The organism is Psychromonas sp. B3M02, from assembly GCF_003318165.1.
GTDB lineage: Bacteria > Pseudomonadota > Gammaproteobacteria > Enterobacterales > Psychromonadaceae > Psychromonas.
The window spans coordinates 13,010-27,585 of the sequence record NZ_QOCB01000061.1 but is presented as its reverse complement, the minus strand read 5'-3'; the positions used below and the strand labels follow the sequence as shown (position 1 = coordinate 27,585).

The following is a 14,576-nucleotide window of genomic DNA, read 5'->3' as shown; positions in this document are numbered from 1 at the left end:
AATACAATTGGTATAAGTTATACTGTCGAGGCTGTTTGGTTATTAGTCTATTAAAATAAGCAATAAAAGTGATAGCAACGTACAGATCTTTGCTATCACTTTTAAAGCTCCTCTTATAGCCTAAAGTTGATATGTGTTTAATCCCAATCCCATTCATAATAAGCATCAACTGCTTGAGATAATCCGCTTGAAGCTTCAATGTAGAATTGTTTGAATAACTCATAACGAATGGCAAAAATAGTAAAGGAGTCGAACACCCCTACGCCATAACTGACTTCAACACCTGGTGCGATAGTACCTTTTAATCCCACCGATTGTTCGCTACCTTGGCCACTAGAATCTAGTGACAGATCTTTAATACCAACACTTTCACCAATATTATTCATAACGCCGTCAGTCTGCCCTGCGCCTAAGTCAATTAATATCGCTGCTAGCTGACTGGTACTATCGTCACCTGAAGCACTTTCAATAGAGTAGCCTCGAGTAATATACGACAGTGCGTTTTGTTGCGACATCGATGGATCTGAGAAAATCGTTAATTCAATTTCATCAGGTGTGCCAGTTACACGTACACCTGCAGTCACGTTATCTTCAATATCTGAAGGATCGCGAATAGCTTCGATATTTAAATAAGGTGAATCTGCTAAACCTTGAAAAACAACACGGCTATTTTGTAATACTAGCTCCTGTGAGAAGGCGCGGTAACTCCCTTCTGAAAAGGTTAATTCACCATTCACAGTTAGTTCTTTGGTAAGCTCTTTTCGCACTAACAAATTACCTTTGATCAGAGAATCTAACCCAAGTGCTTGAATACGTAAACGGTCACCCATGGAAACTTTTACGTTTAGTTTCATTGGCAAATCAGCACTGTCAGTGGTTTCTTCTGCATCCACGACAATCACATCACTAGAGGTACTTACAGCACCTTCTGGTAACGCTTTTACGGTTATCTTACCTTTATCAATATTGATTTCGCCATCAACACTGATACTTTGGTCATAAATAAGATCAATATTTGGGCTAACATAGAGCTCTATTTGTGAATAATCTTGGATCAACATTTGATCGGCTTCTAAATGTACATCAGCTTTAAAGTCATCAGCCCAATTTAATAAACCAGATATATCAACACGGCCGTTTGATTGCTCTTTTTTATCATCTTTCTTAATGTTGGCAATACGTTGCGGAATACTGATAGTATTTTTAATCGCGGTATCCTTTATCGCCACTAAAGTATCGACAAAACTATTGGATTTTTTCTCTGGTGTTTTTTGATTATTGGTAAAGAAAAAACCAGCGATATCAGCCTTATTATTATCAATGTTAATTTGCGCATTTAAGTCCGAGACTTGTACCGGTGATGTTGGCGCTTTCATTACTGTTTCTGCGATTAATACTTGGCCTTTTAAAATAGGCTTATCCAATGTACCGCTGATATCAATGTCTGATTCTAAATGTCCTGATAACGCTTCCACTTGAGGAACAAGCACAGTAAAAGCATCAAAATTAGGTACTTGAAGGTTCAATTTTGCATTAATGCTAGGAGAGCTGTCATAAGGACTTACCTGGCCAGAAAGGTTCACATTGATCAAACCATCTGAAATAGCTTGTACAGAAAAGTCAGCATTTTGTTGATCCGCTTTTACTTCAATATGTAATTGCTCTACTGGGTAATTAATGGATTGTTGCTGTGAATTTGTATCCTTAATGTTCAGTGCAACTTGGTCTCCATCAAGATAGATATTGATGTTAGGTTTCCGGTTATTTACCCAAGAAATATCCACATCCGCATCCAACGCTCCATCTATCGTTAATGTATCTGGCATAAATGGCGTAAGACTGCTCATTAAAAATTGGTTAATACTGATATCAATATCACCATCTTCACCTGCACTTAATTTATTAACACAGAGTTGACCGTTGTTTGCATTACTTTGATCACTAGCAACCCAACAGTGTTCACTAACATTAACGGTCTGCCCATCCATTGTCACCGTGAAAGGTGATTCCAAGGTTAACTTACCCTGCTCACTGTCTATCAAGGCTTGTTGTAATTGCGCTTGCCAATCATTAACCTGTTGAGTAAAGGCCAAGGTTAAATCACTATTTGCCATGCTACTATTTAAATCAAGCTTAATATCATGTGTCACTTCTTTCTTGGTAACGGAATCAGGGGTGACAGATACATTAAGGGATTGGACTTTTTGACCGCTAGCCAGGATATCCTTCGCACTAACTGTTAGATTAGCATAAGGCAGTTCAGTAAGTGTTGCATCACCCTTGATAGTCAGTTTTCCTACACTATCTTTTAGGTAACCCAGGTTTTCAGCCGTGAGATCTGTGTTAACCTTAATCTTATCCAAACTGCCTGCTAGGTTAACTTGCCCTTGGATTTTACCTGCGGTTTCAACCACTATTTTACTTAAATCTTGGATATCTATAGTCAGAGCTAAGTCATTAATTTCTGCTACTTTACCATTTGCTGAAACGCGATTATCACCATTAATAATATTCAAGTTATTAACATTTATGCCCTTAGCTGCAGAGCCATTTGCAGTCCCGTCTATGGTTAACGGACGCGCTAAAAACTCACCCGCTAAGTCAATTGTTGGAAGGTCAAATGCCCACTGATTAGGGTCTTCAAGAGACACTGTGACAGATTGTTGTATATGACCATTTAACGTTGCTGGGTACTCGGCACTTAACGCTTCAAAATCAAGATGCTTAACATTAAGGTCACCTAGCCAAGTCAGTTGCTCTTTCCAATTAAGTTGTCCGACTAAAAGAACTTCACCTTGTAAGGTTTCAACTAATAATTGAGATAATGTTAAGCCGCTTAGATCACCTTGCCCCTTTAAGGAAAGTTCACCTTTGGGGAAGTCTGGTAATGCATAGTCTGCTGCAATATCAATTTGATAGTCGCTTAAAGTGCCTTCACTGGTTATATGTCCTTGATTAGTAATTATTTGTGGGTCACCAGTTAATGGCCAAGATAATTCTGACCATTGCACCTGCAATTGATGTGGTAAATTAGGACTATATAGATCAATTTGATTATCAATAGTGGCGCTAATTAACTGGGTTAAACTAATATGTGATGATAAATCACCTAAATCACCCTTTGCGGTTAACTCAATTTTTTGGCCCTTTAATAAAGTACTCGGATCCAGCTGCGCTACCTCTTTCACCTCAATGGAGGCTTGTAAGTCCATTGGGTAACGCTTACTGATATCAATATTACCCTTAAGATCTAGATTGGCTTCTGGTACATCTAATGCAAACTTGTGTATTGAAATTGCAGAACCAATATAATCAAATTGACTTTGCAAGCTGTTAATTTTTGCTACATTTTGTTGGTTTTGAATCAGAGTAAATCGATTAACATCTAGTTTCTTAACCAATAAATTAACGGGTAAAACAACTTCGGGTAGATCTCCCTCTTTTAAAATAGCAGGGATGCTATCAGGAATAACCAATGGTTTATTAATACTGCTATTAGCCGTCGGCGACTCTTCTTCGGTATCAGCCAGAGTAACCGTTAAACCGTCAATACTGGTACTAAGAGTGATATCACTATTTTCGCCATCAACGGCTAATAGTAATTGAGATAATTCTATCTTGAGCCCTGCAACATTAACTAGGGTGTTGTTAATATCTAAGCCTCGAATGTGTACAGGAATGGGAAACTCCACTTCCACTGGCTCTGATGTTTCTTCTTCAACTGCGGGGTCAGTGGATTCTGGTATATTAACCGTCGCACTGCCTACTTTTAGAGAATCGATACAAAACTCTTCAACGATACATTGCCAATCGAAGCGATAACTTACATCCTTTAATTCAATCAGCGTATCATCATCTTGCCAACGAATTAATTCATAGGTTGGAGAGTACAATAAACTACCTTCAGTAAGATTGATTTGTAATCGTGATTCAAATTTTTCCACTATATTAATCACTAGACTATTGCCAGAATGTGTATTTAACAGCCAAATAATTAAAATGACCAACACAAAAGTGATAAAAAACAGATATTTGAGAATTTTAAAAGAGGCAGGAAGAATGCTCATAATTCAGGACCAATCATAAAGTGAATTTTGAAGGAATCGCCAGTATCAGTTAACGGTGCAGCAACATATAAACGAATTGGGCCAACTGGAGATGCCCAGACAACACCTCCACCGACACTTTTCGAAAGCGCTTCTGAGAAATCATCGGTAGCCGTACCAACATCAGAAAAGACCGCCAATTTCCAACTCTCTGCGATCGGGAAACGATACTCTAAACTGGCCGTGGCTAAATAAGAACCACCAATTAAATAACCATCTGAATCTTCTGGCGCAATATCTTCATAACCATAACCACGGATACTTTGATCACCACCAGTGAAAAAACGCATAGAAGAAGGTACATCATAAATTGACTCAGAAAAAATCGCCCCTACCTCAGCGGATGCGACAAACTGATGACCAGAATAGGTTCGAATGAATTTAGTTTGACCATACACTTTTACTACATCATCGGTAGACAATAGGCTATCTTCAGCAAACTCGAAAAACACCTGCTTTTTATCACCCCAATCAACATTGATTCCACCACGACTTCTGGTTTTACTAAAACTGATACCAGGTAATATTAAGGCGGTTGAAAAGTCTTGTTGCCCTTGTGTACCTGACTCATTATCGTAACGTAAATATATAGTACGTAACCAGTCATTATCTAAACGCCAATGTCGATTAAAGCTGACCACATACTGCTTTGTGTCAGTATCATTCTGGTCAAGCATTTTGTAACCATTTTGAATCGAGTAATAGTTATAAAGCGGATCATCTATGGGTATTTTATAAACAATGGATGCTTCTTGTTTTGGATCTGACGCTGTTAAGCTTGCTTCAATAGAGTGGCCATATTGATTGATCCAAGGTCGTGTCCAGCCGAATGTCCCTCTCACACCTTCATCGGTACTGAAACCCAAGCCAGCAGTAAATGAGTCTTCAGGATTCATATAAGTAATAACATGAAGTGGGATACTTCTAACTTGCTTCTTTTCCATATTTGGTAGAATGGAAATACTTTTAAAGTAACCCGTTTGATTTAACTCTTGGTTGTAGCTGTTAAGAATATTAGTATCAAAGGGGTCTCCAACATTAAAGTTAACCAGGGAGCGTATATATTTTTCTGCGGGGGTATCTATGTCAAAAAATAACTCACCAAATTGATAACGTATGCCGCTATCAAACCATAAATGTACGATGGCTGTGTTATTTTTTTGCGTAACTTCTACTGAGGATTTACTAAATTCAGCGTCAAAGTAACCGTATCGTTGCGCTAAACTAGTAAAACGACTTTTGGCTGCAGCATATTCACTGTGGTTTAAATACCCCCCCTCTTTAATTGGGAAATCCAGCATATATTGTTGGAAATTTGCATCTTGTAATGCTTCGCCAGTGATTCTTAAGTCAACTTCTGTAATGGTAATACGCTGACCTAAATTGACATTTAAGATAACCGTTTGTTTATCACCCTGTTCATTAATACTGGTGGTGATCTCAGGTTGGTAATAACCAAGGGCGGTTAAGCTTTCTTTTGCGGTTTCCTCAACTTCATTTAGGTAACTAATATTATCAATGCTTGTTGGGGCAGAAATAGCACTTAGGTAGACTTTAATATTGTCCGTGGCTTGCTGGTCTGTACTTCCTTTAATCTCATAATCAACTGCTGCGTTTGCACTCAATGAGGAAGATATTAATAAGCAATAAACACATAATCTGTATAGTATTTTCATTAACTCTCTAATTTTTTCGATTTAATTGCTAACATATAGCAATGAAATAATATCAGCATCACACTCTGGAATCACAAATTATCTGTAATCAAAATTACGCTATATAACTGAATGTTGTCATTAACCATGATATGACTCAATACATCTCATAAAGTTTTACCCTTCGAGCATATCTATTATTGCAGTTTGACAGAAACAACAATTTAATGACAATCTGTTTATTACTGATTTTCCTGTAAAAGTGTAGATAAGGTGTTGTCATAAAATTGAATATTAGTATCTTGTGCTTGTTCAGCCATTTTTAAAGCCCTTACAGATTGATGTAACAATGTACTCGCTTGCACACCTATTGCAGGAAACAGTGTCAATCCAAAGGCACAATTTAACATGAATTGTTCATCAAACACTTTGAATGGCACCTGCAATGCAGATTCAAGGTCTTTTGTCATTTGTAAAGCTGCAGTTGCTGCGGCTTCATAATCTGAGCCAATATCATCAATGGAAATGACAAACTCAAAACCTTTTATATGCGCGACAAAGTTCGCATTGCTATGATGCTGCTCTAATCTACGTGCTACTAAGTAAAGTAGTTCATTTATTTTGTTGGTTTCTGGTAATTCACTAATATGTTTAAAACGGTCACAGTTAAAAGCAATCAGGGCGCCTTGCATTTTTTGATCATATAAGCGTTGATTCTCTACCTCTATATGCAATAAAAACTGTTCACGGTCTGGGAGGTCTGTGACATTTTCAGAAAGTTCACTATCGACTTTGACCTCTTTTAACATTTCACGATATAGCGATAGATCCGTATGAGTACCAATAACTCGTTTAGGGTTACCTTCTGTATCCCAGGATACAGTCTGTCCTCGACTTAAGATCCAACGATATTCGCCATTATAACATTTCATACGGTGAATATTTTCGAAGAAAGAGTGCGAACCAGCAAAGTGCGCGGCTAAATCCTCAAACACTGAATACAAATCATCTGGGTGAACACGATTTTCCCATTCAATCACATCATTAGAAATATTTTCTTTGTGGAAACCGAGCATCTCTTTCCAACGTTTAGAAAAATACACCTCACCAGAGTCAACATCCCAATCCCAAACACCGTCTCTCGCACCATTAAGTGCATTAGCCCAACGTTGCTCTCGTATTTCTAAACGATGCGTATTACTCGAGATCTCTGCAATCAAACGCATAAATGATTTTTGTAACAATCCTACTTCGCCAAAACCTGACATATCAATATAACTAGGGTTGTTAATATCGATATTATCAATGGATGTGATAAAGCGTTTAAGCGGGACAACAACTAAAATGTTAATTAGGTAAACAAACAGACAAAGTGTCGCTAGTAACACTAGCGTAAATTTAACCAATCTAAATACACTTTGGTAAGCTAGTGCACTAAAAGCACTTTTTAAGGAGTAACGAATAAAAATAACACCATTAAACTTACGATTTAAACTATTGCCCTTTGAGATCATCTGTAATGGCGCATAGGCCACTAACTCTTCTTTCTGTTTAGATAACTGTACGATGATTTCATTTTTATTGATAACACGGTCTAATAGATCACCTTGGTAACCTTCTAATTGTAATTTAGCAAACATATATTTCTCTCGAAACTGGTTACTTAATACAACCTGTTGGTTGTTATCAACGACGGCAACAGTTTTTACATTTTCATTTAATGCTGCCGTTGAAACAAACTCCTGAGCTTGAGATTTTTCTAAACGCATTAATGAGTTAGATAACGAGGTTTGTAATTGTCCTGCTAAACCTTTTAAATCCTGCTCAGATTTGATGTAGAGGTTTGCTTGTTGTTGGCGATATTCCATAAACAACACACTACCCTGAAGTACAATAAAGATAACAATTAATAATGCGGGTAATAGGATAATCAGGGAAAGAGAACGTAATTTATTCATAAATAGCTCGCTCTAATATACGTGTTGAGATAAGACTAGAAAAATCAGTTTGTATATTACCAAGCATACGTTTTTCAATCATCACTTCACTTAACTCCCTCGCTTGGATTTCAATATTTGAAGGTGAGCCAGATAAACGGAATAAAGCTTGTTTTGCGTCAATAAATTGTGTGTTCGCCAACGCATTTTCAAGTATATAAGGGTACAACTGAAGTCGAACTGACATAGAGGTTAAAGCTTCTTCTGTGTTTTTTTGATAGAAAAGATGAGCGTTATAAAATTGTCGAACAAATTCGGCAATCTGTAACTCTTTCTCTTGATATAAATCGCCTCGAGCCACTAATACGTTGATAATTGGCAATGTGAGTTGGTTTGAGTTAATTAACTCATGAGCACCTAAACTAATTAACTGTTGCTTAACCGGTTCACGTACCATCAATGCATCAATATTACTGTGTAAATAGGCATCTTTTACTTCATTCTGTTTAACTTCGAATAGTTGAACAGTTTGATTGTTGAGGTCGGTAAGTGTAAATACTTCATCCAATAATAATGCCCCTGCTGCTTTGTTTTCATAACCGATTGCATGCCATTTTAAATCTTGTAATGATTTAATATTAGGTTTAGCCATCAATGCGTCCCCGCCTTTAGATCTGTCGATAACAGAGATTACTTTTAAATCAATGCCTAATGCGACTAAGGTTAATACTTCATCTAAAGAGAGAAATGCGAGATCTAATTTTCCAGTTTGGAACGCTTGGATGACACTAGTCGAAGAGGTTAATTCTAATAAAGAGTATTGATATTCATTTAAAAACCCTAGCTCATCGGCTAAAAATGCAAATTCAAAATTTGGCCAAGGTGCTGCACCTACGGTTAAAGGCTTTTGATAAGGAGTACAACTTAGTAAGGTAAAGAATAAGAATAGCAAAGTTGTTAATTTATAGGGAATAAAGTTCATAACATCATTATTTATAAGCAGTTTAATAGAAGAAATTGAGTTTATACCAATTCCATTGAGTATGTGATCTAAATTTACCTTGGATAATGACTGGGGTTAAGGCGAAATATAAAATGTTTATCGTTCACAATTGTATTCATCATTACATAAAAAAATAGCGTGTAGTTTAATACACGCTATTTTTATACATTATTGTGAGTTTGTTACAAAAAAGGCTACATCATTTGACTGTTTTGTAATGCCTTGATGCGGTCTTCTAGTGGTGGATGAGACATAAATAGACTGCTTTTCTTCTCGCCTGAGATACCGAAAGCCATCAAACTGCCTTCTAATTTTGGCTCTGCGTTGTGTTGTAAACGTCTTAGCGCAGCAATCATCTTCTCTTTACCCACTAAAGCTGCAGAGCCAGAGTCTGCACTGAATTCACGTTTACGTGAGTAGTACATCACAATGGTGCTAGCTAAAATACCGAATACCATCTCTAAAATAAACACTATGATAAAATAAGAAAATCCATGGCCAGAGTTTTCATCATCGTTGCTACGCATGGCATTATCGATGAAACCACCAATCACTCGCGCTAAGAAGATAACAAAGGTATTAACCACACCTTGGATTAAGGCCAAGGTCACCATGTCACCATTAGCAACATGACTAACTTCATGTGCTAATACCGCTTCTGCTTCATCCTGTGTCATTTGCTCAAGTAAACCAGTACTCACTGCAACTAATGCACTATTTTTCTTCATACCAGTAGCAAACGCATTCATATCTGGCGCTTGGTAAATAGCCACTTCTGGCATTGCAATCCCTGCTTTTGCCGCTTGCTTTTCAACTGTGTCTAATAACCAACGTTCTGTAGCATTTCTTGGATTAGTGATCACCACTGCTCCTGTGCTCTTTTTCGCCATCCATTTTGACATCGCTAATGAAATGAAAGAACCACCAAAACCGAATACGGTCGCTAATACTAACAATCCACCCATGCTTCTAGAGTTTAATCCAGTCACCGAAAAGACAATACTTAAGACAATACCTAACACCAATACCACGGCTAGGTTAGTTAATAGGAATAATGCAATACGTTTCATGTTGACCTCAACTTAAAAATAACGATTTATTGACATAATATGGCTTTAATCAAAAGATGCAAGTAAATATTTATCAAAAATGCGCAGATTCATCAGTCTAATTTGCACCTAGGAAATTCTGCCGTTACAATCCATTCCCACTTTTTTAATACTTAAGGAACAACCATGGCTTTAGCTCAAGCACGTCATATTTTAGTAAGCTCAGAAGAACAATGCATTGCATTAAAAAATGAGATTGAAGCTGGCACTGATTTTGGCTCAGCAGCAAAACAACACTCTTCATGCCCATCAGGTGCGCAAGGTGGTGATTTAGGTGAATTCGGTCCAGGTATGATGGTACCAGCTTTTGATAAAGTTGTGTTCAGTGCACCAGTTGGCGAAGTTCAAGGCCCAGTTAAAACACAATTTGGTTACCATTTATTAGAAGTAACTAAGCGTAACGATTAATCACTATCGTTATCGAACAAATAATATAAAAAACCGCCATTGGCGGTTTTTTTGTACGTGTAATTAAACTGTCAATCTAATAAACCGATAGAGTTTGCAAAAACACATAAGATTGCCACAGGTGCAACCCAGCGTAACAAGGTAATAACTATTGTAAATTGCAAGGCACTTAAGTTTAGCTCTTGCTTCACAACTTCTTTGTTGATCTTCCAACCTACAAACAAAGAGATAAATAATCCACCTAAGGGCAACAACACATTAGCAGTAATATAATCTAAAAATTCGAAAAGGTTACTGCCCATACCAAAGGATATTTTTGTCCAATCTGCTCCAGCAAAAGAGTAAATGGTTAATAAAGACATAAACCAGATAGCCCCCCCTGCAACTAATCCCGCTTTAACTCTTGTTAAACCATGACGCTCTGCAAGATAAGCTGCAGTTGGTTCAAGCATCGCAATAGCAGAAGTAAAGGCAGCAAAAACGATCATGATAAAAAACAACGTACCAAACAGATCACCAAAGGGCATATTCCCAAAAGCGACAGATAAAGATTGGAATAATAAACCTGGGCCTGCTGTTGGCTCTAAACCACTTGCAAAAACGATTGGATAAATGGCTAACCCAGCAATCAAAGCCACTAAAGTGTCAGCAATAGCAATCATTACAGAGGTTTTAGCGATGGAAACCCCCTCTGGTAAATAAGCGCCAAATACCATCATAATGCCAGAGGCAAGACTTAGAGTGAAAAAGGCATGCCCTAATGCAACGAGTACGCCCTCAATGGATAGCTTAGAAAAGTCGACATCAAACATAAATGAGAAAGCACTATCAAAATCCCCTACTATCGCAGAGTAAATCATGATACCTAGCAATAATAAAAGTAATGCAGGCATTAAAAAGTTGACCGCTTTTTCTAAGCCTGCTTTAACACCTTTTATGATCACTAAGACAACTGCCAACACAATAAAACTTGTCCAAAACAATAATTGTTGACTATCAGTAATTAAACCAATGAATAACTCTTGGATGGCTTGTGTGTGAGTACTGGCATCAATTGCTGCATAACTAAATTCACCCGTAGCAGCAAAATACACGTAAGCTGCAGCCCAGCCCGCGATCACCACATAAAAACTCAGTACCAAAAATCCAGCTAAAACACCCATTGCGCCAATTATCGACCAATGTGAACTTGCATTAGATTCTATTGCACAATGCGCAGCAGCATTAGCTGGAGTAGACCGACCACGTTTACCAATCACAACTTCAGCCATCATCACAGGAATGCCAATGAATAAAATACACAACAGGTAAACAAGTACAAAGGCACCGCCACCGTTTTCACCCATTATGTAGGGAAACTTCCATATATTACCTAATCCAACCGCGGCACCGGTTGCGGCGAGAATGTACGCGTATCGACTTGACCATCGATTAGATACCTGTGTGTCTATGCTCATCTAAAAACCATATATAATTAAAAATGTGGTCTTTATAATCATATCGCATAATAATTACAAGCAAAGGTTAGTTAACTTAAGGCAATAAAAAGAAAAAATATAAAAAAGCTAGGTATTGAGGTCAATAAAGAGGAATAGCCTACTTTTAATAGGCTATTAATGATGTACAAGTTAACCTGCGTTTTGAAATGAAACCCACTCCTGTGGCTGAGAAGATAGACAAGGTGTTAACTTATCGACAGTCACTTTAATAATTTGAAACTGTTTAAACTCTTTACCATTAGAGAAGTGATGCACTTGATCAAATAACATACACAAACAGAAATTATCCTGTTGTTCTAATACCATATATTTTGCCGATTCCATTTCGCCTGTTGTGGTTAACATTGCTAACTCACCATTATTGTAATGAGTTATGGCCTGCTCAGATGTTTGAAACAACCAGCTTTTAGGCATAATAGGCTTATGAAACACATCTATTGCAATTAAATGTAAAATAATTTTACAACGAAGTGATTCTTCAAAATGACTTAAAGAATCACTTTCGAATAGCTCAATATAGCGTGTTACATCTTCAACCGTAAAAGAGATAACTTGGCTTTGTTGTAATCTCAGCATATTCGATTGGTAAACAATTGGAAAAGTGCGGTCACGATCAACAACGGACAATTTACCCTGCTCTTGATCAAATACCCATTGCCACTCTGCCTTTGGAATAAAATCCATTTTGTTTACCTCATTTATATTAACTTATTAAATATGATTAACGATATTTTTGATTAAGCCTGGACCTTGGTAGATGAAACCAGAGTAGACTTGCACCAAGCTTGCGCCTGCTTCAATTTTCTCCTTTGCTGCCATCACACTATCAATACCGCCAACACCAATAATTGGAATTTCGCCCTTAAGCTGCGCTGCAAACTTAGCGATCACAACCGTACTTTTATGTTGTACAGGACGACCACTTAACCCACCTGCTTCGGCAGCATGAGACATGCCTTTGATCATCTCTCTATCTAAAGTTGTATTGGTTGCGATTAAACCATCTATTTTATATTTTAGTAAAGATTGTGCAATGGATTCAATCTCTTCATCACTTAAATCTGGGGCTACTTTTAGTGCGATTGGAACATATTTATCATGTTTTTTAGCCAGTGCTTGTTGACGCTCTTTTAATGACATAAGTAAATCATCTAAGGCTTCACCATATTGTAAGCTTCTTAATCCAGGTGTGTTGGGTGATGAAATATTCACAGCAATGTAACCCGCATGAGGGTAAACCTTTTCCATACAAATCAGGTAGTCTTCTTTACCTTGTTCAACGGGTGTATGAATATTTTTACCAATATTAATACCAATAACGCCTTTGAATTCACTGTTTTTTACGTTTTCAATTAAATTATCAACACCGTCATTATTAAAGCCCATTCGGTTAATAATACCTTCACCTTCTAACACACGGAATAAACGTGGTGAAGGGTTACCAGGTTGACCTACTGGTGTCACTGTACCCACTTCAACGTGACCAAAGCCCATGGCACCAAAAGCATCGATACATTCTGCGTTTTTATCTAAACCAGCGGCTAAACCCACTGAGTTTGGAAAGTTAAGTCCCATTACTGTCACAGGTCGTTGTTGAACTCGTTGGCGGTAGAAAAGATCTAATACCGTACCGTGAGTTAATTTAAGCTGCTTGATTGAAAGATCGTGCGCTTTTTCTGGGTTCATTCTAAATAAAAAACTGCGCATAATTCGATATAACATAGTAAGGCCTTATAGGTAGTAGGTAACTGATGATGAATACTTATCTTCTTGACTATATAGATGAAATTATCAATCTACGTGACGATAATAACAAATTGCCCAGTGCTTAGCATACAACTTTGTGATATTCCTGTGTTAATGCTAATCACACAAATCAATTGTCATATTGAATTCAGGAAAAAAGAGGGCTAATACAAAACAAGCCTATAAAAATAGGCTTGTTTGTAAACGGATATGAGTGATAATTAGTTAATGGTTAACGCTGGATATTGGTAAACACGCGCTCGCCAACCTTTTAACCAAGCACTTTCATCTCGTGGCGCATTCTCAACACGTCGAGTGAGCATTTGATCGGCTGAAATAGCAAAGTTTAACAATAAATCAGTGTTTTGATCGGGCATATTCAATAACACTTGTTTTAAGCCCCAGCCTTTACCTTGATAGCGTTCCTTTTGTGCTATCCCCTCACCTTTAAAGTTAATGTAATCTAATAACGCAAAAGTACCTTCTGGTGTTTCACTCATTTCCATAACGCGTTTATTAATAATTTGCTTTTCTTGGTCAGAGCTCGCGTTCAAAATATCTGGAATACCTTTTTCTAAGCGTTTGATAATAAAAGCCGCCTGTAATGACACCGTTGAAGCTAATAACTCTCTTAATTCAGCTAATTGTGTATCATCAAAATGGTTATAAAAATCCTCTCTGTTATGCCAAGGCGCATTTTTAGCCGTCAATAACCACTCTGGTACAGATACATTATTATCAACTAGATACTTTAATAACTCAGGAAACTGCTCAACATAGGGACCTTTTTCCTGATTGGGGTACCAGATGAAATGCCCTATACCTAATGAAGGGAAAGCCTCGTTTTTATTCCAAACTGTTAGATACTCTTTTTTACCTGCGCCTTCATTTTTCCAAATAAGCGTAGCCAGTTTGTCAATTTGAGTATCAGACAAAATAATAGAATACTGTTGCGCCAATAGTTTCATGGGGACAAAAATAAACAGTGGCGCGGTAAGTGAAAAGATTAACAGAAAGATACGCACAAAATATAAGCCTAATTTAACGAATAAGTAGGTATTAGAGCTGCTTATATTAGGAAAGTTCAGTAAGTGTAAATATTTAATCATTTAA

At 37.3% G+C, this 14,576-nt stretch carries 10 protein-coding genes; 1 reads left to right on the top strand and 9 read right to left on the bottom strand.

Annotated elements, in window-relative coordinates:
* Nucleotides 1-137 precede the first annotated feature (137 nt).
* From DS885_RS07675 to htpX, 5 genes are all read right to left on the bottom strand, one after another.
* Complete coding sequence (locus DS885_RS07675) at nucleotides 138-3,944, bottom strand: translocation/assembly module TamB domain-containing protein (protein WP_181817729.1); 3,807 nt, start codon at nucleotides 3,942-3,944, stop codon at nucleotides 138-140.
* A gap of 119 nt (nucleotides 3,945-4,063) precedes the next feature.
* Nucleotides 4,064-5,782: an autotransporter assembly complex protein TamA gene (gene tamA / locus DS885_RS07670; protein WP_113818847.1), complete on the bottom strand. Its 1,719-nt coding sequence runs from the start codon at nucleotides 5,780-5,782 to the stop codon at nucleotides 4,064-4,066.
* Nucleotides 5,783-6,003: 221 nt separating this feature from the next.
* A complete protein-coding gene (locus tag DS885_RS07665; RefSeq protein WP_113818846.1) occupies nucleotides 6,004-7,719 on the bottom strand; it encodes a PAS domain-containing protein in 1,716 nt (571 codons plus the stop codon).
* Nucleotides 7,712-8,680: an ABC transporter substrate-binding protein gene (locus DS885_RS07660; protein WP_113818845.1), complete on the bottom strand. Its 969-nt coding sequence runs from the start codon at nucleotides 8,678-8,680 to the stop codon at nucleotides 7,712-7,714. The genes DS885_RS07665 and DS885_RS07660 overlap by 8 nt, the downstream gene beginning before the upstream one ends.
* 215 nt (nucleotides 8,681-8,895) lie before the next feature.
* Entirely contained in the window at nucleotides 8,896-9,771 is an 876-nt protein-coding gene (gene htpX / locus DS885_RS07655) for a protease HtpX (protein ID WP_113818844.1), read from the bottom strand.
* Nucleotides 9,772-9,936: 165 nt separating this feature from the next.
* Between htpX and DS885_RS07650 the strand changes: the two genes are divergently transcribed.
* A complete protein-coding gene (locus DS885_RS07650) occupies nucleotides 9,937-10,218 on the top strand; it encodes a peptidylprolyl isomerase (protein WP_113818843.1) in 282 nt (93 codons plus the stop codon).
* 71 nt (nucleotides 10,219-10,289) lie between these two features.
* Here the strand turns inward: DS885_RS07650 and DS885_RS07645 are convergent, their stop codons facing one another.
* The 4 genes from DS885_RS07645 to DS885_RS07630 all read right to left on the bottom strand — a co-directional run bounded on the left by DS885_RS07645 (nucleotide 10,290) and on the right by DS885_RS07630 (nucleotide 14,572).
* Entirely contained in the window at nucleotides 10,290-11,675 is a 1,386-nt protein-coding gene (locus tag DS885_RS07645; protein ID WP_113818842.1) for a sodium-dependent transporter, read from the bottom strand.
* A 171-nt stretch (nucleotides 11,676-11,846) separates the two neighbouring features.
* On the bottom strand, nucleotides 11,847-12,401 hold the full coding sequence (locus tag DS885_RS07640) for a cell division protein ZapC domain-containing protein (protein ID WP_113818841.1): 555 nt from the start codon (nucleotides 12,399-12,401) through the stop codon (nucleotides 11,847-11,849).
* Between the two features lie 27 nt (nucleotides 12,402-12,428).
* Nucleotides 12,429-13,439: a quinone-dependent dihydroorotate dehydrogenase gene (gene pyrD / locus DS885_RS07635; protein ID WP_113818840.1), complete on the bottom strand. Its 1,011-nt coding sequence runs from the start codon at nucleotides 13,437-13,439 to the stop codon at nucleotides 12,429-12,431.
* Between the two features lie 245 nt (nucleotides 13,440-13,684).
* Entirely contained in the window at nucleotides 13,685-14,572 is an 888-nt protein-coding gene (locus tag DS885_RS07630) for a hypothetical protein (protein WP_258546868.1), read from the bottom strand.
* Between the last annotated feature and the right edge of the window lie 4 nt (nucleotides 14,573-14,576).

Coding starts and splice junctions, on each gene's coding strand:
- tamA (WP_113818847.1), bottom strand. CDS start 5,782: ATGAAAATACTATACAGATTATGTGTTTATTGCTTATTAATATCTTCC.
- DS885_RS07665 (WP_113818846.1), bottom strand. CDS start 7,719: ATGAATAAATTACGTTCTCTTTCCCTGATTATCCTATTACCCGCATTA.
- DS885_RS07660 (WP_113818845.1), bottom strand. CDS start 8,680: ATGAACTTTATTCCCTATAAATTAACAACTTTGCTATTCTTATTCTTT.
- htpX (WP_113818844.1), bottom strand. CDS start 9,771: ATGAAACGTATTGCATTATTCCTATTAACTAACCTAGCCGTGGTATTG.
- DS885_RS07650 (WP_113818843.1), top strand. CDS start 9,937: ATGGCTTTAGCTCAAGCACGTCATATTTTAGTAAGCTCAGAAGAACAA.
- DS885_RS07645 (WP_113818842.1), bottom strand. CDS start 11,675: ATGAGCATAGACACACAGGTATCTAATCGATGGTCAAGTCGATACGCG.
- DS885_RS07640 (WP_113818841.1), bottom strand. CDS start 12,401: ATGGATTTTATTCCAAAGGCAGAGTGGCAATGGGTATTTGATCAAGAG.
- pyrD (WP_113818840.1), bottom strand. CDS start 13,439: ATGTTATATCGAATTATGCGCAGTTTTTTATTTAGAATGAACCCAGAA.
- DS885_RS07630 (WP_258546868.1), bottom strand. CDS start 14,572: ATGATTAAATATTTACACTTACTGAACTTTCCTAATATAAGCAGCTCT.